The 19,108-nt window shown below is 36.3% G+C and carries 17 protein-coding genes and 1 other annotated feature; of the genes, 12 read left to right on the top strand and 5 right to left on the bottom strand.

What is annotated here, in order from left to right; genetic code table 11:
• The first annotated feature begins 30 nt into the window (after window positions 1-30).
• From fabF to AAG068_RS06010, 3 genes are all read left to right on the top strand, one after another.
• Window positions 31-1,269, top strand: a complete 1,239-nt coding sequence (fabF, locus tag AAG068_RS06000; RefSeq protein WP_000412651.1) for a beta-ketoacyl-ACP synthase II — start codon at window positions 31-33, stop codon at window positions 1,267-1,269.
• Between the two features lie 106 nt (window positions 1,270-1,375).
• A complete protein-coding gene (locus tag AAG068_RS06005; protein WP_342718541.1) occupies window positions 1,376-2,164 on the top strand; it encodes a DUF2268 domain-containing protein in 789 nt (262 codons plus the stop codon).
• 143 nt (window positions 2,165-2,307) lie between these two features.
• Complete coding sequence (locus AAG068_RS06010) at window positions 2,308-3,054, top strand: YjbA family protein (RefSeq protein WP_048553970.1); 747 nt, start codon at window positions 2,308-2,310, stop codon at window positions 3,052-3,054.
• A 118-nt stretch (window positions 3,055-3,172) separates the two neighbouring features.
• On the opposite strand, the gene trpS is transcribed toward AAG068_RS06010, so the two are convergent.
• Together trpS and AAG068_RS06020 are read right to left on the bottom strand one after the other, a co-directional pair.
• Entirely contained in the window at window positions 3,173-4,162 is a 990-nt protein-coding gene (trpS, locus tag AAG068_RS06015) for a tryptophan--tRNA ligase (protein ID WP_342718542.1), read from the bottom strand.
• 75 nt (window positions 4,163-4,237) lie between these two features.
• Window positions 4,238-4,454: a binding site (T-box leader), on the bottom strand.
• 105 nt (window positions 4,455-4,559) lie between these two features.
• On the bottom strand, window positions 4,560-4,940 hold the full coding sequence (locus tag AAG068_RS06020; protein WP_199677683.1) for a DUF3899 domain-containing protein: 381 nt from the start codon (window positions 4,938-4,940) through the stop codon (window positions 4,560-4,562).
• Between the two features lie 319 nt (window positions 4,941-5,259).
• On the opposite strand from AAG068_RS06020, the gene AAG068_RS06025 reads away from it, so the two are divergent.
• From AAG068_RS06025 to AAG068_RS06045, 5 genes are all read left to right on the top strand, one after another.
• Window positions 5,260-6,891, top strand: a complete 1,632-nt coding sequence (locus AAG068_RS06025; RefSeq protein WP_342718543.1) for a peptide ABC transporter substrate-binding protein — start codon at window positions 5,260-5,262, stop codon at window positions 6,889-6,891.
• A 127-nt stretch (window positions 6,892-7,018) separates the two neighbouring features.
• Window positions 7,019-7,948 carry an oligopeptide ABC transporter permease gene (opp3b, locus tag AAG068_RS06030; protein ID WP_000534165.1) on the top strand — a complete coding sequence of 310 codons (930 nt, stop codon included), beginning with the start codon at window positions 7,019-7,021 and terminating at the stop codon, window positions 7,946-7,948.
• Window positions 7,945-8,961 carry an oligopeptide ABC transporter permease gene (opp3C, locus tag AAG068_RS06035; protein WP_000974102.1) on the top strand — a complete coding sequence of 339 codons (1,017 nt, stop codon included), beginning with the start codon at window positions 7,945-7,947 and terminating at the stop codon, window positions 8,959-8,961. The genes opp3b and opp3C overlap by 4 nt, the downstream gene beginning before the upstream one ends.
• An 18-nt stretch (window positions 8,962-8,979) precedes the next feature.
• Complete coding sequence (locus AAG068_RS06040; protein WP_000854346.1) at window positions 8,980-10,023, top strand: ABC transporter ATP-binding protein; 1,044 nt, start codon at window positions 8,980-8,982, stop codon at window positions 10,021-10,023.
• Window positions 10,016-10,951: an ABC transporter ATP-binding protein gene (locus tag AAG068_RS06045; protein ID WP_000166346.1), complete on the top strand. Its 936-nt coding sequence runs from the start codon at window positions 10,016-10,018 to the stop codon at window positions 10,949-10,951. Before AAG068_RS06040 ends, AAG068_RS06045 begins: the two co-directional genes overlap by 8 nt.
• 111 nt (window positions 10,952-11,062) lie before the next feature.
• On the opposite strand, the gene AAG068_RS06050 is transcribed toward AAG068_RS06045, so the two are convergent.
• Window positions 11,063-12,508, bottom strand: a complete 1,446-nt coding sequence (locus AAG068_RS06050; RefSeq protein WP_342718544.1) for an MATE family efflux transporter — start codon at window positions 12,506-12,508, stop codon at window positions 11,063-11,065.
• Window positions 12,509-12,860: 352 nt separating this feature from the next.
• On the opposite strand from AAG068_RS06050, the gene AAG068_RS06055 reads away from it, so the two are divergent.
• The gene (locus AAG068_RS06055; RefSeq protein ID WP_342718545.1) at window positions 12,861-14,507 is read left to right on the top strand and encodes a peptide ABC transporter substrate-binding protein; all 1,647 of its coding nucleotides are present in this window, start codon (window positions 12,861-12,863) and stop codon (window positions 14,505-14,507) included.
• Window positions 14,508-14,536: 29 nt separating this feature from the next.
• On the opposite strand, the gene AAG068_RS06060 is transcribed toward AAG068_RS06055, so the two are convergent.
• Entirely contained in the window at window positions 14,537-14,740 is a 204-nt protein-coding gene (locus AAG068_RS06060) for a hypothetical protein (protein WP_000559978.1), read from the bottom strand.
• A 592-nt stretch (window positions 14,741-15,332) separates the two neighbouring features.
• Here AAG068_RS06060 and spx point away from each other — a divergent pair.
• Window positions 15,333-15,728 (top strand): transcriptional regulator Spx, encoded by a 396-nt coding sequence (spx, locus tag AAG068_RS06065; RefSeq protein ID WP_000258267.1) that lies wholly within the window; start codon window positions 15,333-15,335, stop codon window positions 15,726-15,728.
• A gap of 49 nt (window positions 15,729-15,777) precedes the next feature.
• Here spx and AAG068_RS06070 read toward each other — a convergent pair whose 3' ends face one another.
• A complete protein-coding gene (locus AAG068_RS06070) occupies window positions 15,778-16,452 on the bottom strand; it encodes a TerC family protein (protein ID WP_342718548.1) in 675 nt (224 codons plus the stop codon).
• Window positions 16,453-16,794: 342 nt separating this feature from the next.
• On the opposite strand from AAG068_RS06070, the gene mecA reads away from it, so the two are divergent.
• Together mecA and AAG068_RS06080 are read left to right on the top strand one after the other, a co-directional pair.
• A complete protein-coding gene (mecA, locus tag AAG068_RS06075) occupies window positions 16,795-17,478 on the top strand; it encodes an adaptor protein MecA (RefSeq protein ID WP_000350711.1) in 684 nt (227 codons plus the stop codon).
• Window positions 17,479-17,550: 72 nt separating this feature from the next.
• Entirely contained in the window at window positions 17,551-19,095 is a 1,545-nt protein-coding gene (locus AAG068_RS06080; RefSeq protein ID WP_342718549.1) for a cardiolipin synthase, read from the top strand.
• Window positions 19,096-19,108: the final 13 nt, after the last annotated feature.

Here is a 19,108-nt window from a genome sequence, read left to right on the forward strand (position 1 = left end):
GGACTGAGAGAAAAAAGGAGTGTATTTTGTATGGAAAAAAAGAGGGTCGTAATTACAGGACTAGGAGCTGTTACACCGGTCGGTACAGATGTTGAAACAGCGTGGGAAAACATTAAAAAGGGTGTATCTGGAATCGGACGACTTACAAGAATTGATCCGGAACTATTTCCAGCAAAAGTAGCAGCAGAAATTAACGACTTTGAAGTCGAGAAATATATTGATAAAAAAGAAGCGCGCCGTATGGATCGCTTTACACAATATGCAGTAGCAGCAGCGAAAATGGCAGTTGCAGATGCAAAGCTTGAAATTACAGAAGAAAACGGACCTCGTATTGGCGTTTGGATTGGCTCTGGTATTGGCGGTATGGAAACATACGAAGAACAATTTAAGATTTTTACTGAGAAAGGCCCGCGCCGCGTGAGTCCATTCTTCGTACCGATGATGATTCCAGATATGGCAGCAGGTCAAGTATCGATCGCAACAGGGGCAAAAGGAATTAACACTTGTTCTGTAACGGCTTGTGCATCTGGTGCAAACTCAATTGGTGATGCATTTAAAGCGATTCAGCGCGGTGATGCGGATGCAATGATTACGGGCGGGGCAGAGGCGCCGTTAACAAGTATGGCATTCGCAGGATTTAGCTCAGCGAAAGCATTAACATTCAATGAAGATCCAGCAACAGCTTGTCGTCCATTCGATAAAAACCGTAGCGGTTTCGTAATGGGTGAAGGTTCAGGTATTTTAATTCTTGAAGAATTAGAGCACGCATTAGCTCGAGGTGCTCACATTTATGCGGAAATCGCTGGTTACGGTGCAACTGGTGATGCATTCCATATTACAATGCCGGCTCCTGGCGGTGAAGGCGGCGTGCGTGCAATGCGTCAAGCTTTAGCAGATGCAGGTCTACAGCCAGAAGATATTGATTACATTAATGCGCATGGTACAAGTACGGATGCGAATGAAAAGTATGAAACGATGGCAATTAAAGAAACGTTCGGTGAGCACGCGTATAAAGTAGCGATCAGCTCAACGAAGTCAATGACAGGTCACTTATTAGGAGCAGCTGGTGCTGTTGAAGCGATCTTCTCTATTAAATCAATTACAGACGGAGTAATTCCTCCAACAATTAACTATGAAACACCAGATCCAGAGTGTGACTTAGATTACGTACCGAATAATGCGAGACATCAAGAAGTAAACGCAGTGTTAAGTAATTCACTAGGATTCGGTGGCCATAACGCAGTATTAGTATTTAAAGCGTATAAATAATAGATGAGATAAGGAGTTTTTTCGCATTATATTGCGAAAAAACTCCTTATTTATTTTTACGCCTTTGTCTCCTTTTGCATATACATAAGAAAAAGGAGGGATAAAGATGGGGATTGTTGAAACTGCTGAGTGGTTACATCTATATTACGGACGGCCAGAAAAGCTATGTGAGAAGTTTACGAAGTATATTCCATTGCCAAAAGAAAGATTGTATCGCTTTTTAATTTCTAAAGGTATGTATCGTCCGGTTATGCGAGGAGAACAAGAAATTAAAGAGTTAGAGAAAAAGGAAGTTTGGAAAGAATTACGTACGGAGTATGAGAAACTAAAAAATTGGTTAAAAGGTCCGGATGTCCCTGTCTTTATTTTATTATCAGATTCCTATAATCGAACTGTACAAGAAGAGTATAACGGCAGAGCTGGATTATCGATGCGTCACGTTATTTTCTTATTCGTATGTGGACGGAATTCAGTGGAAGAATTAAAAGTCTTATTAGCGCATGAATATCATCATATATGCAGGTTACATCAAATTGAGACGAAAGAAACAGAGTATACATTACTTGATACGATGATTATGGAAGGATTGGCTGAACAAGCAGTAACTGAAAGATATTCAGAAAAAAACAATGCACCGTGGACGACGTACCTTTCAAAAGAAGAAGCTATTTATTATTGGAAAAACGTTGTACATGAAAGAATAAGTATAAAACGAGGAACAAGGGAGCACGACATCTTATTAAATGGATTTCATTCTTATCCGAAGATGCTTGGCTATGCACTTGGATTTCATATTGTCAAAGATTGTGTAACTTTGGAAGGAGAAAATACACTTTCTTTATTATCTATAGATGCAAAAGAAATATTGAATAAAGCAAATACATTTCATATATAAAAAAACAGGATCTCTATTTCCTGTTTTTTTAGTATTAATAGAAGAAAAAATAATAATTAGAATATATTTCCTTAGGTGGAATAAAGTTAAGAAAAATTGAACATAATGATTGATACAAACAGTAGTGAAGTGAGGGGTAGTGAATGTTATATCTACATGATGTATGGGTAAATTGGTTTGAAGGTGAAGAGAATGGGTATAACGTTTGTCATTTTTACGAATGGCGGAAAGATGATACGATTGAGCTATTAGATCAAGTGCCATTATTAAAAGTAGATGCCACATTATATCATTACATCGAGAACGAATTGTTAGAGCTTCCGCAAAAAATGTTGGAAGACGTACATCATAAGGCTTATATTCGTAAAAATCATGAACGTTTGCAGCAAGAGTATTGCTTTGTAGTTACAGATGGAAAAGGAATTATTGCGATCGACACAATTGGTTACAATGTGCCAATTCGAAAGAGCAGACTTATACCGCGCCAAGAGCAGATGGTATATGAGATGGTAGAAAACGTACAAGCAGAAAAGTATGAGTTCCAAGTAGAAGAAATGGAAAAAGAACATCATATTTTATCACCATCACCTTTCATTATGAATGGCTTAACTCGTAAAGAAAGACAGCTTAAACAATTATTATTTATGGCGTTAGATCAATTACATACAACGAAAAATACAGCAGAAATCCGTTATTGGTTCACAGAGTGGGATCCATCAGCATACGGAATGGTTCAACATATGGAATTTGAAGATATTTGGGCTAAGCTTTATGAGGAAGCGAAAACGGGTTGGTCTGAGAAGCACGAACAATTATGCGAGCGTCTCGTAAAAGGACAGCCATTTTTTGAAAAGTTATGGGAAATGGAAAACGAGCAAAAGGTAAATTAAAAAACCGCCAATTGGCGGTTTTTTTTATTTGTTGTAACTTAGCTCGGGCGGCAAGAATGTTCGGTGGCTTCGCTTTATATGAAATCCAGCTCCGGCTCCTAGCCCTTCGCTTTATATGTTACCTACGTTTTCTGCTTAGTCCCATTGCGTTTTCTACTTTGCGTAGTTGTTTGAATGCAACTCGGTTTGCTTTTTCGGCACCTTTGTCTAGAATTTCATCTAGTTCTGGTGAGTTGATTAGTTCGTTATATTTATCTTGGATTGGACGAATTGCTTCTACGACTACTTGCGCTAAGTCGCCTTTGAAGTCGCCGTATCCTTTTCCTTCGTACATTGCTTCGATTTCTTCTACTGTTTTGCCAGAGAATGAAGAGTAGATTGTTAATAAGTTAGAGATGCCAGGTTTGTTTTCTTTATCGAATTTCACAATACCTTCAGAATCAGTTATAGCACTCTTAATTTTCTTTTCAATTGTTTTTGGTTCATCAAGCATGCTGATCATTGATTTTGGATTTGGATCAGATTTACTCATTTTCTTCGTAGGTTCTGTTAATGACATAACGCGAGCTCCTACTTTTGGAATACGAATTTCAGGAACAGTGAACACTTCACGGAAGCGCTTGTTGAAACGCTCTGCTAGGTCACGTGTTAATTCCATATGTTGTTTTTGGTCATCGCCAACCGGTACAATTTCCGTGTTGTAAAGTAAAATATCAGCAGCCATTAATGGTGGATACGTTAGTAATCCAGCTGGTACTGAATCCCTACCGGATGCTTTATCTTTATATTGTGTCATACGCTCTAATTCTCCAACGTAAGCCACTGATTGCATAATCCATCCTAGTTGAGCGTGTGCTGGTACTTCTGATTGTACAAATAAAGTAGCTTTTTCAGGATCGATGCCGCATGCTACATAAAGTGCAGCGAGGCTGCGGATGTTTTTACGAAGTTGTACGGGATCTTGAGGTACTGTAATCGCATGTTGGTTTACAATACAGAAATAACAGTCGTGTTCATTTTGAAGCTCTGTAAATTGCTTCATAGCTCCTAAATAGTTTCCAAGTGTAATCGTTCCACTCGGCTGAATACCAGAAAAGATAACTGACATAAGTAATTCCTCCTAAATTTGAATACGTGCTGGGGAAGAGAAGGCAAACAAAAAAGCCCATTCATCCCTAAAAACTATAGGGACGAATGGACCGCGGTACCACCCTAATTATTTCACTACTGTGAAATCTCTCTAATCCATAATAACGTTTGGATATAACGCCAAAGCCTACTACTTTCGGTTCGGTTTGGTGCTCAAAAGCCCATTCCATACTGTACAATTACTTGTTCACACCAGCCACAAGCTCTCTGAAATTGCCTCAATATGTACTCTTCTTTATCATCGCATACATATAAATTTATTTATTGTTACCTGAGCTCTTTTAATATGAAAGAACTAAAGTTTTATAACAAAATGTTTTGCTGATTATTATATCATATGGGATAGTGTTTGCAAACTACATCAAAATAGTAAAGCTAATGAGGGTCGAGAATAACCCAAGAACGATACCGGTAATGCAAATTGGATACGTCCATTTGAATGAATATGTTTTATAAATACGTTCTTTCTTATCGGTAGGTTCCTCTACTTCTTCAATTAAAGAGTCAATTTTTTTGTTCGTACCAAACACTCTTTGGAAGGCGTAAATTGTTACGTTAAAAAATCCATTTTGAAATATGAATAAAAAACCGCCTATAAGAATAAAAAATAGTGCGATATAAAACGATATGTTGACAAAATTCAACAAAAATTGCGATGAAACGAGGAATGCGCCAATACTAGAAGCGATTATCGCTATGAAAATTAGTATACAAGTATGAAAAAAAACTTTATTCAAAATGTTCCCCTCCGTCAAAATATTACTAGAATTATTATACTATAAAAGCTATAATATGTACTAGAATTAATTTTTTGAAAATTATACGCAATTAAAGGTCTGATTTTAAGATGATGGTAGCAATGTTAACGTATCCCTTTACAAAAAAATAAAAATATAAACATTTTATTAAAAATTTTAACAAAAAAACAAAAAACTATATTCACAATTGTTATATTATATGTATAATGAAAATTGTAGAAACTTGGAGATTATTCTTTCAATTCTACTTTTTTACAAGTGAGGGTACAGGAAGTGCAATTAGGGGAGGCAACACAACATGAAGAAAAAGATACCGTTATTACTTGCATCGACGTTGACAGTCAGTATGTTAGGAGCTTGTAGTTACCAAAAAGAGGATAATAAAGCAGGTGCAAAAGACAAATCCTCAAACAAGCAAGTGCTAAATCTAACTGAAACAGCTGAAATTCCAACTATGGATACGACGTTATCAACAGATGCAACATCTTCTAACATCATGAATAATACAATGGAAGGATTATATCGTCTGGGGAAAGACGATAAACTTGTTCCAGGTGTCGCTAAATCTTATGAGAAATCAGAGGATGGCAAAAAGTATGTATTTAAGTTACGTGAAGATGCGAAATGGTCTAATGGTGAACCTGTAACAGCGAAAGACTTCGTTTATTCTTGGCGAAGAGCTGTAGATTCAAACACGGGTGCCAAGTTTGCTTACATACTATTTGATGTTAAAAATGCGGAGAAAGTTAACAAAAAAGAATTACCAGTTGAAGAACTTGGTGTAAAGGCAATTGATGATCATACACTTGAAGTGGAATTAGATAACCCTGTTCCTTATTTTGTAAGTTTAACGGTCTATCCAACATTGTATCCTTTGAATGAAAAGTTTGTAACAGAACAAGGAGCAAAATTTGGATTAGAATCCAATACGACACTTTATAATGGTCCATTCGTATTAAATGAATGGAAGCATGAACAAAGCTTCAAACTTACGAAGAATCCAACGTATTGGGAAAATAAAGAAGTAAAACTTGAGGAAATAAACTTCAATATTGTTAAGGATCGTTCAACTGCTATAAATTTATATGAAACGAAAGCGATTGATCGTGTCGTATTAACATCAGAGTTTGTAGATAAATACAAATCAGATGCTGACTTTAAAACGATTAAGAGACCATCTACACAATTTATTCGCTTAAATGAAAAGAATAAATTTTTAGCAAATAAAAATATCCGAAAAGCAATTGCAATGTCCTTTGAACGTGAAAATATCGGAAAAGTGATCTTAAACGATGGTTCAGAGGGGATATATGGTTTTGTTCCGAAAGGCTTAGCAAAAAGTCCGAATGGAAAAGACTTCCGTGAAGAAAACGGAAGGCTTATAAAAGAGGATATTAAAGAAGCGCAAAAATACTGGGAAGCTGGTAAAAAAGAACTTGGTGTAGACAAAGTAGAGTTAGAGCTATTAAACTTTGATACTGATGATGCAAAAAAAATCGGAGAGTATTTAAAAGGCCAATTCGAAAAGAACTTACCAGGTTTAACAGTTCCAACAAAAATGCAGCCATTTGCACAAAAATTAAAACTTGAAGCAAGTGGAGATTATGCAATGTCATATGCGGGATGGAGTCCAGATTATATGGATCCAATGTCATTCCTTGAAATGTATACGACAGGTAATGCGCAAAACAAAGTAAATTATGCAAATGCAGCGTATGATGATTTAATTAAAAAAGCGAAAACAGAAGTTGATGTACAAGCTCGCTGGGATGCATTATTACAAGCAGAAAAACAATTGCTTGAAGATGCAGCGATTGCTCCAGTATACCAACCTGGAAAAGCATATTTACAACGTAGTTCAATTACTGGCCTATTAGAACATAAATATGGTGGGGAATTTAGCTATAAGTGGGTTGAACTCAAAAACTAAAAATGGTTTCCATCATGAATAAGGGTATATGCCTATGATGGGCATGTACTCTTATTTTAAAAAAATAAAAGTAAGAATATTTAAAACTATCTTATTGCTTTTGAGAAAAACGGGGAGGTGCTTGACTATGGGACGTTATGTATTAAAACGTTTCGTGTACATGGCTTTGACATTATTTTTAATTACTACACTGACTTTCTTTTTAATGAAATTACTTCCGGGTTCTCCGCTGAAAAACCAGGAGAAGTTATCACCGGCACAAAAAGAAATCATTCTTGAAAAATATGGCTTAAATGATCCAGTACCAGTTCAATATGCACGTTACTTAGGTAACTTAGCAAAAGGTGATTTAGGGGTATCATTCCAATATGATAACCGTCCAGTAACAGACATGATTGTGGATCGCATTGGACCATCAGCACAACTTGGTTTACAAGCGATTATATTAGGTACATTTATCGGTTTAATTTTAGGAATCGTTGCGGCACTTCGTAACAATACGTGGGTCGATTATGGGGCGACAATTATTTCCGTACTCGGGATGTCGGTACCATCATTCGTATTCGCCGCATTACTACAATATTTCGTAGGGGTAAAACTTGGATGGTTCCCAGTAGCATTCTGGAAAGGACCAGAGTTTACAGTAATGCCTACAATTGCTTTATCGATGGCAGTTATCGCAACAATCGCACGTTTCGCTCGTGCAGAGTTAATTGAAGTTATGCAAGCTGACTACATTTTAACAGCGAAAGCGAAAGGAATTAGCCAAGGCGTTATCATTATTAAACACGCACTTCGTAACGCGTTAATTCCAGTTGTAACAATTTTAGGACCAATGGTTGCAGGTTTAATTACAGGAACATTAGTTATTGAGCAAATTTATGCTGTACCTGGACTAGGGGAACAGTTCGTTAAATCTATTACAGTGAATGACTATACAGTTATTATGGGAACTACAATTTTCTATAGTGCGATTTTCATCTTAGTTATTTTCATTGTTGATATTTTATACGGAATTATTGATCCTCGAATTCGTTTAGCGGGAGGGAAAAAATGATGAAAGATGTACAAAAATTATCTCCAGATTTATTTCAACAAGCCAATCAAAATAATGTGGATAATGAAGTCATTGCCCGTCCAAGCTTAACGTTTTGGCAAGATGTAAGAAGACGTTTGTTCCAACATAAAGGAGCAATGTTCGGTTTAGTTTTATTAACGCTTATTATATTACTAGCAATTTTAGGACCGATGGTAAGTAAACACTCCTATAAAGAGCAAGACTTAGGTCGTGCGAAATTACCACCGAAAATTCCTGTTATTGAAAATGTTCATTGGCTACCATTTGACGGTACAGATCAATATGGTGTTGATCAATATGAAAAACGTGATATTAAAGAGTATTTCTGGTTTGGTACAGATGATCTTGGACGCGATTTATGGACAAGAACATGGGAAGGTACGCGTGTATCATTATATATCGCTCTTTTAGCAGCAGCGATTGATTTAGTAATTGGGGTTGCATATGGAGGTATTTCAGCATTCTATGGCGGTAGAGTAGATAACATTATGCAACGTATTATGGAGATTATTAACGGTATTCCATACTTAATCATCGTTATTTTAATGGTAATCATTATGGGATCTGGTATATGGTCAATTACACTCGCAATGGCAATTACAGGTTGGATAGGGATGTCGCGTATCGTTCGTGGACAAATCTTAAAATTAAAAAACCAAGAATACGTATTAGCATCTCGTACATTAGGTGCAACAAATACACAATTAATTGTAAAACACTTAATCCCGAACGTAATGGGACCAATTATCGTAATGACAATGTTTACAATTCCAACAGCGGTGTTTGGTGAGGCGTTCTTAAGCTTCATCGGTTTAGGTATCCAGCCACCATTCGCATCACTTGGTTCTCTTGTAAATGACGGTTATAAATCAATTCAAACGTATCCGCATATGATGTTCATCCCTGCGGTTGTCATCAGTATATTAATTTTAGCGTTTAACTTAATGGCAGACGGATTACGCGACGCGTTAGATCCAAAAATGCGTAAGTAAAAGAGGGGAGAGGCAAAGATGAAAACATTGTTAGAGGTAAAAGATTTACAAGTCTCCTTTGATACACATGCAGGTGAAGTACAAGCTGTACGCGGCGTTACTTTTGATTTGAAAAAAGGAGAAACATTAGCGATTGTAGGAGAATCTGGTTCGGGGAAATCAGTTACTTCTAAAGCGTTAATGGGATTAATTCCGAATCCTCCTGGACGCATTAAAAATGGTGAAATCGTATTTGAAGGTCGTGACTTAACGAAATTAACAGAAAAAGAAATGCAACAAGTTCGTGGTAAAGATATCGCGATGATTTTCCAAGATCCAATGACATCATTGAACCCAACGATGACAATTGGAAATCAAATTATGGAAGGCCTTATTAAACACCAAGGGATGAGCAAAGCAGATGCACGTAAAGTTGCGTTAGAATTAATCGACCTTGTGGGTATTCCAAATCCAGAAGCTCGCTTAAAACAATATCCTCACCAATTCTCAGGTGGTATGAGACAGCGTGTAGTTATTGCGATGGCGTTAGCTTGTAACCCCAAATTATTGATTGCCGATGAGCCGACAACAGCGCTAGACGTTACAATTCAGGCGCAAATTTTAGAACTTATGAAGGACATTCAGCAAAAAACAGAAGCAGCAATCATTTTCATTACGCATGACTTAGGTGTAGTGGCGAACGTTGCGGACCGCGTAGCAGTTATGTACGCTGGTAAAGTTGTTGAAATCGGAACTGTAGATGAAATTTTCTACAATCCAAAACATCCATATACTTGGGGCTTAATCGCATCTATGCCAAGTTTAGACGGTTCAGAAGAAGAGTTATATGCGATCCCTGGAACGCCTCCAGATTTATTGAAGCCGCCAAAGGGGGATGCTTTTGCACCACGTAACCCGCAGGCATTGAAAATTGATTTTGAAATGGATCCACCTTTATTTAAGGTAAGTGATACACACTATGCGGCAACTTGGTTACTTCACGAGCAGGCTCCAGAAGTAAAACCGCCGGCAGTCGTTGAAAAACGCATTCTTCAAATGAAAGCAGGTGAACAACATGACTAAACAACGTGAGAAATTAATTGAAGTAAAAAACGTAAAACAGCACTTCGACGTGAGTGGTGGTGTTGTCAAAGCGGTTAATGATATTTCATTTGATATTTACCGCGGAGAAACATTTGGTCTTGTAGGAGAATCAGGTTGTGGTAAATCAACAACTGGAAGAACGATCATTCGTTTATATGATGCAACTGCTGGTGAAGTGTTATTCGATGGTGAAAATGTACATGGTAAAAAATCACGTGCAGAGTTGAAGAAATTCAACCGTAAAATGCAAATGATTTTCCAAGATCCATATGCATCATTAAACCCTCGTATGACAGTAGGAGATATTATTGCAGAAGGTATCGATATTCACGGACTAGCAAAAAACAAAAAAGAGCGTATGGACCGTGTTCATGAATTATTAAACACAGTTGGTTTAAATAAAGAACACGCAAACCGTTTCCCGCATGAATTCTCAGGTGGACAACGTCAACGTATCGGTATCGCTCGCGCACTTGCTGTAGAACCTGAATTTATCATTGCCGATGAGCCGATCTCAGCACTTGACGTATCAATCCAGGCGCAAGTTGTAAACTTACTGAAAAAGCTACAAAAAGAAAAAGGTTTAACATATTTATTCATTGCCCATGATTTATCAATGGTAAAATACATTAGTGATCGTATCGGCGTAATGTACCGTGGTCAAATCGTTGAGCTAACAACAAGTGATGAGTTATATGCGAATCCAATTCATCCATATACAAAATCACTACTATCAGCAATTCCGCTTCCAGATCCAGATTATGAGCGCAATCGTAAACGTATTGTATACGATCCATCTCAGCATAATTATGGTAGTGAAGAACCAACAATGCGTGAAATTCGCCCAGGACATTTCGTATTATGTTCTGAAGCGGAGTATAAGAAATATAAAGAGATTTATCAATAATAAAACAGCCAATCTTCCGTTATGGAAGATTGGCTGTTTTTCTACTATATAAACGGTTTTATTTTTAACATTTGTTTGTAAGTGAATACATGCATTTTGATTCAATAAGTATTACTGTGCTGGAACAGTAACAATCTCCTCTTGTTCTTCAGGTTTAACAAGTGCATAACGCTCCCAGGCTCTACTTTTCCAGCGGAAGAACATAATAATCGCACGTGTCCATTCATCAATAGCAATCGCTAACCAAATACCAACGAGTCCCATATCTAAATGGAAGGCGAAAAAGTAACCGAGTGGTAAGCTCATTAACACCATAGAGAATGCGCCGATTAAAACGGGGTACTTTGCATCACCAGCTGCGCGAAGTGAATTGATGATGACGATATTCATCGTACGCCCTGTTTCAAGTAATACACTTAGTAAAAGAACGCTTGCACCTAACGCAATAATGTGCGGATTATCTGTAAATAGTCCCATTAATTGTGTGCGGAATGTAATAACGAGAGCGACCATACATAAAGTGACTCCAATTGCCCACTTTACACTTTTCCATACGCGTTCATACGCTTCATCTTTTTCACCACCGCCAACGAGGCGCCCGATAATAATGGCGGTTCCCATGCCAATCGCAATAGCGAATAAATAAGTAAACATAGAAATGTTCGTAGCGTATTGTCTAGCCGCTAATGATTCCGTTCCTAAATATGTTGCATAGTATAAGAAGACAATTTGGCAAGCTTGATACATAACCTGCTCAAATGCAGATGGAATCCCGATCTTTAAAATTTTCCCGATGTATTCTTTTGATAAGGTAAAGTAATATAGTAATTTCACACGGTATTCCATAACGCGGTACAGTAACCAGAAGAAAATGATAAGTGCGATTAATCTGCTGACAGCAGAAGAAATAGCAGCTCCTTGCACACCGAGCTCTGGGAACCCAAATTTCCCGAAAATAAGTACGTAGTTTCCAGCGATATGAATAATATTCATTCCAAGTGAGATAAACATCGCTTGCTTTGTGAAGCCATGTACGCGGATAATTGCGGCTAATGAATTAATAATAGCCTGAAGGAAAATAGCCCCTCCGACGATGGATAAATAGCTTTGCGCATACATGAGTACATCGCCTTGTAAGTTCATTGCCATCATCATATGTTTTGAAAATAAAAGAAAACCAGCGCTTATAACGAGTCCGACCATTAAATTTAATGTGACGGCTAAAGCTGATATTTTAGATGCTTCCATAAAACGTTTGGAACCGAGGTATTGAGATACGACGATAGCTGCGCCGTTCCCGATGACTTCTAGTACCAAAATAGCGATATGGAGGTATTGATTCGCTGCACCAACCCCAGATACAGCATCGTCTGATAATGCACTTAACATGAAAGTATCAGCGATCCCCATTAACATAAATAGAAAAACTTCTAGAAAAATAGGCCATGTTAATAAGAATAAACTTAATTTCTCTGTCGGCCCGTTTTTTGCCTGAATTGCTGTCATGTCCGTCCCCTCTTTACCGATATCTATTTTTAGCAAAGTGTATCGTAACACACTTTCTTATCCTTTGCACTCATTTTAACCTACATATCTTTATTATGAAGGGGGCGCTATTTTATGATAAAAAGAGAAGGATAATTATGCAGGGAGTACTATAAAATATAAATTTTATTTTTCTCTGATAATTTAGAAAAGTTTAAAAATAATTGTTTTTAACACTTCAGTAAGGATAATAAGCAATATGAAACGTTTACAAAGGTTTATTTTTTAATAGAAAATTTTAATGAAATAGAAATATAAATATACAAAAAATATATTTGTGTGTATAATATGAATTATTAGAACATATATATATTTCTATTTGTTTGAAAATGAAAGGGCTAACATTTTTGTGGAGGGTGGAAATATGAAAAAAAAGATGCCAGTTTTTGTAGTATCAACAGTAGCGATGAGCATGATGTTAGGGGCATGTAGCTACCAAAAAGATGAACCGCAAGCGAACGCAAAAGGGGATAGCGGGAAAAGCGGTGCAAAGCAAGTCATTAATTTAATTGAAACGCAAGAAATTCCAACGATGGATCCAGCGTTATCAGCTGATGCGGTTTCTTCAAGAGTAATGACTAATACGATGGAAGGCTTATACAGTTTAGGAAAAGATGATAAGCTAGTTCCTGGTGTAGCGAAGGAATTTAAAAAGTCAGAAGACGGTAAAAAATATACATTTACATTACGTGAAGACGCAAAATGGTCAAATGGTGAGCCTGTGACGGCGAAAGATTTCGTATACGCATGGCAAAGAGCAATTAACCCAGATACAGCTGCGAAATCAGCGTACATTATGTATGATATAAAAAATGCAGAGAAAATTAATAAAAAAGAGCTGAGTCCGGATCAATTAGGTGTAAAAGCGATTGATGATCATACATTAGAAGTGGAATTAGACAATTCAATTCCATACCTTGTAGATTTAATGGTATATCCAATCTTCTATCCTGTGAATGAAAAGTTTGTAAAAGAACAAGGTACGAAGTTTGGTTTGGAAGCGAATACAACACTTTATAACGGACCATTTACATTAAGTGATTGGCAACATGAACGTAGCTTTAAAATGACAAAGAGCGCGTCATATTGGGACAATAAAGAAGTGAAGATTGAGGAAGTAAACTTTAATATTGTTAAAGATACGTCTACACCAATTAATTTATATGAAACAAACGCAGTCGATCGAGCAACGTTATTAGCGGAGTTCATCGATAAATATAAAGGAAAACCAGATTTCCAAACAGTAGAAGATACATCTGTATTCTTCCTTCGTTTAAATCAAAAAGATCCAGCGTTAGCAAATAAAAATATTCGTAAAGCAATTTCACTTGCTTTTGAACGTAAACCGTTCGTTGATACATTATTAAATAACGGTTCTAAGCCAGCAACAGGATTAATTCCTGATAACTTCATTAAAGGACCGGATAAAAAGGACTTCCGTGCTGTAAATGGAGATATTGTAAAACCAAACGTGAAAGAAGCGAAGAAATATTGGGAAGCTGGTAAAAAAGAGCTTGGTAAAAATGAAATCGAATTAGAGTTATTAAATGAAGATGTTGAATTATCGAAGAAAACAGGGGAATATTTAAAAGGTGAGTTAGAAAAGAATTTACCAGGTTTAACAGTGAAAATTAAACAACAACCATTCGCGCAAAAACTAAAATTAGAAGATGCAGGCGATTTTGTCATGTCATTCTCTGGATGGAGTGCGGACTTCCCAGATCCAATTACATATCTTGATATGTTTGTAACTGACGGATCACAAAATAAAATGAAATATTCTAATCCGAAATATGATGAGATCATCATGAAAGCGAAAAAAGATGGAAGCGATGTAAATGCTCGTTGGAAAAGCTTACTAGAAGCAGAGAAAATGTTACTTGATGACGCTGCGATTGTTCCAGTATATCAACGTGGTAGAGCATACTTGCAAAGAGATTCAATTAAAAATATGTACAACCATAAATATGGCGGCGATTTAAGCTTTAAATGGGCGTCAGTAGAGAAATAAGAAAAAAGCAGGTGATTGCCTGCTTTTTTTTAATACGTACGTTTCTTATAAATACCTTTCCCGCCAACTTGGTTCCAGCCAGATTGTACATCCAAACTTTTATTAACAAACTTCATCTTTTCTTTTCCGCCAAAGAGTTTTTCACCAATGCTATTTGTAATGACACCAATCAATGCTGTTATTCCGATGATGAGGGCAGCAACAGTGACAAAATCAATAAAAAAAGCAATCATTTGCAAATTCCCCCTTTGCCTGTCTGTATTTTTATTGTATGAGATAAAAGATGGAAAAGAAAGAAATGTCAGAAAAATATTCAATTTATTTTAGAAATCGTATGGACACGAATGAGAATGTTTGTTAAAATAAGAACAAGTGTTCTTTTTATTCTCACTTGTATAGTCTTACATTTCTTAATTGATTTATCAAAAAAAGGTAAGAAAACGTTCTCTTTTTCATAGAAAAGATTATAAGAGAATAACTATAAATCATATGAAAAATCTATGAAAAGCAAGCGTTAAGAGGGTTGAAGATTATTGTTAAAGAACAGCTGAAGTAAGTGTGATTATGTTACATAGCAGTGGAATACACGGAAGAGTTTTCTCAATTAGAAGGAAATTTACTGTATATTTCTTGCAAAATCTATTGTATAATGATTATAGAAGTTACTTATTAAAAGTAATTGTTGTTTGCTAAAAGTTGTTGCTTACATGAAATGCGATTTTTGCGCTTTGTTTTAAGACAAGGTATCGTGAAAAATTGCTGAATTTAGAAATTTAAACTGTAATTAGTACAGAATTTGTACTCTTTAAGGAGAGTGAGCTTTGTATGGTAACATTATATAGTTCTCCAAGCTGTACGTCTTGTAGAAAGGCGAAATTATGGCTAGAGGAAAATCATATTCCTTATACAGAACGTAATATTTTCTCAGATCCATTAACGATTGAGGAAATTAAAGAGATTTTACGTATGACAGAAAGCGGAACGGATGAGATTATTTCTACTCGTTCGAAAGTTTTCCAAGAATTAAATGTAAACTTAGAGTCTTTACCACTTCAAGATTTATATAAGATGATTCGTGACTATCCAGGGATTTTACGTCGTCCAATTATGATTGACGAGAAACGCCTTCAAGTAGGTTACAATGAAGACGAAATCCGTCGTTTCTTACCACGTACAGTAAGAACGTTCCAATTACGTGAAGCACAGCGTCTTGTAAATTAATTATAATAATATGAAAACCTTCTACCTATTATATAGTAGAAGGTTTTTTTTAATGTTTTATATTTCGTAATCGAACTCGTTGAACGATAAAGCCGATGCATAAAATGGTGAAAATAAATAAGTAAGGAATGCCTGCAGTGAAACTTGGGTTGTTATGAAAAAACGTTGCAAGTCTGTCTTCATGTGTGACCATTTTTCCTGCTGTATAAGCGAGAATTGCTGCCCCGCAATAAATGAGGAATGGAAAGCGTTCCATAAGTATTAAAATGAGTTTGCTGCCCCAAATAATAATCGGGATAGAAATGAGTAAACCGATTATTACGAGTAAAAATCTTCCGTGAGCTGCCCCTGCAATGGCAATAACGTTGTCAAATCCCATAACAAGGTCCGCGAATACAATTGTACGCACAGCTTGAAATAAAGTTGTTTTTCCTTGAATAGAAGAAAGATCGTTGCTATTATCAGTTAGTAAATTTACTGCAATTAATGTAAGTAAAACGCCCCCGATAAGTTGCAGAAATGGAATGTCGAGTAAATAGACAGCTAGTATAGTAAGGATAATTCTTAGTACGATTGCTAAAAGAGTACCAATCAAAATGGCTTTATTTCGTTTCGATTCAGGTAAATTTCGGCTAGCTAGTGCGATGACAATTGCGTTGTCACCACCTAATACAACATCGATACCGACAATCATTAGTACAGATGTTAAAAACTCTAAGTCCATTCGTCTGCCTCCATTTATGATGTTTTAATAAGCGAACTATATGTATGTGGTGAAGAGAGGGACTAAATCATCTTCTCTAATAAAAGTTTCACTTTATTACAGTGTACGGGGGAAGGTGGAAATGTATGTCCAAATTTTTTATAAGTGAGAAATCGCTATAATGATATATTTGTGTAGAGCATCGAATGAAGATAGGCATATAACTATTTTTGTAAAATAAATCGATTTTATTTCCATTCTGGAGAATCTTATCATAAAATGAGAGTACAAGAATCTATTGATTTGTCATATGAGTGGGGAATCCCTTCATAACAATTCTAAGCAGGAAGGGAGAGTTGTATTTTGGATATTGAAAGAATTAATGACCATACGATGAAATTTTTTATTACGTACATTGATATAGAGGACAGAGGCTTTAATCGTGAGGAAATTTGGTACGACCGCGAACGAAGCGAAGAGCTCTTTTGGGAAATGATGGACGAAGCTCGTGATCATGACGATTTCTTTATTGATGGACCGTTATGGATTCAAGTGCAAGCAGTCGATAAAGGGATTGAAGTACTTGTAACGAAAGCAGAGCTTTCAAAGGATGGACAAAAGTTAGAACTACCAATAGGTGTAGATAAAATTATAGACATTCCTCTAGATGAAGGCATTGAATCATTATTCCAGCAAGAATTAGTGGAAGAGGTAGAGGAACAAGCAGGAACAAACTTTAACGAAGATGGTACGTTTGGCTTTTTAATTAAGTTTAATGATTTTGAAGATGTCATTTCATTAAGCCACCGTCTTATCTTTGAAGATATAAAAGATGAGCTGTATTCATTTGAGAACCGCTATTATGTATATGTGGAATTCGATGAAGTGCTACATGATGAAGAAGAAATTGATCGCATTTTAAGTATTGTTTTAGAATACGGAGAAGAATCAACTTTAACAATTCATCGTGTAAGTGAGTATGGGAAACAAATTGTGAAAGAGCATGCGCTTGAAACAATTCGCAATAATTTTCCTGCTAAAACGTAGGCCGATTTCTGTAGTATGAAATCGGCTTTTTATATGAAGAATAGGAAAGCTTTCTTAGTAAGGAGGTAAGAGATGAAAAATACGTTAAAGTTGATTTTCTTTGTTTTACTATTGTTCGCATTATTTGTTTCGTTACGTATGTTTATTGACGTGGCATTTTATTCGGATGTAATCGGAATAAAAGATGTTTCAATTTTAGGTATTATTAGTATTTTATTTACGGTATCTGCATTTTTAATTGGCTGCGTTATTTTCTTAGAGAACCGTCATCCGTCTAAAACACTTACATGGCTCATTGTGTTAGGTATTTTTCCGGTATTTGGATTCTTCGCTTATTTATTATTCGGACAGAACTTTCGGAGGAAGAGAATGTTCCAAAAGAAGGCGTTGCTCGATGAACAAGCGTTTTTACAATATAAGGGGCATGAAGATTACGAGGAACGGATTTTGCGCAATCATAAGCATCAAGAGCTGTTATTTCGTTTAGCGGATCGCTTAGGAGCTTTAAATATTTCATTTCAAACTGAAACGAGAACATTAACAAATGGAGATGAAACGTTTCAGGCTATTATAGATGGATTAAAACGAGCGAAACATCACATTCATATGGAGTATTACATTGTGCGTGATGATAAGCTAGGGACAGAAATTAAAGATATTTTAATACAAAAATCTAAAGAAGGCGTAGTCGTTCGTTTTTTATATGATGCGGTTGGAAGTTTTAGATTATCGAATTCGTATATTGAAGAATTAAACGATGCAGGTGTCGAAATGATTCCGTTCTTTCCTGTGCGCTTTCCGATTTTAAACGATAAGATTAATTATCGAAATCACCGAAAAATCGTTATTATTGATGGAAATGAAGGATTTGTAGGCGGATTAAATATTGGTGATGAATATTTAGGGAAGGATAAGTACTTCGGCTTTTGGCGAGACACGCATTTATATTTGCGTGGTGAAGCTGTACAAAGTTTACAGCTTATTTTCCTTCAAGATTGGTTTTATATGACTGGTGAGGCTGTCCTCGCCCCTGAATATTTACAAGCGAAAGCAGTTGAGGGAGATCATTGGGGAGGCGTGCAGCTCGTTGCAGGTGGACCGGATAATAAATGGGAAACAATTAAACATTTATACTTTGCCATGATCGCTTCTGCTCGGAAATCCATTTGGATTGCGACGCCGTATTTCATTCCTGATGATGATATTTTATCCGCATTAAAGGTAGCTGCGCTTGCTGGTATTGATGTTCGTTTGTTAATGCCGAGTAAGCCTGATAAGCGCACTGTCTTTTATGCATCAAGATCGTACTTCCCAGAGCTTTTAGATGCAGGGGTAAAGATCTATGAATACGAAAAGGGTTTTCTCCATAGTAAAGTTGTCATTGTCGATTCTGATTTAGCTTCAATTGGGACAGCAAATATGGATATGAGAAGTTTTCATTTGAACTTTGAAGTAAACGCCTTTTTATATGATACAGATAGCATTCGAAAGCTTGTTCAAGATTTTAAAGACGATTTAGAAGAATCCAGTGAAATTCACGTCGATCGTTTTCATAAAAGGCGTCTGCATAGACGTATTGTTGAATCAACGTATCGGTTATTATCGCCATTATTATAAAAAGAGATGTCCG

Origin of the sequence: Bacillus paramycoides (genome assembly GCF_038971285.1) — a bacterium.
In the GTDB taxonomy this organism is placed as follows: domain Bacteria; phylum Bacillota; class Bacilli; order Bacillales; family Bacillaceae_G; genus Bacillus_A.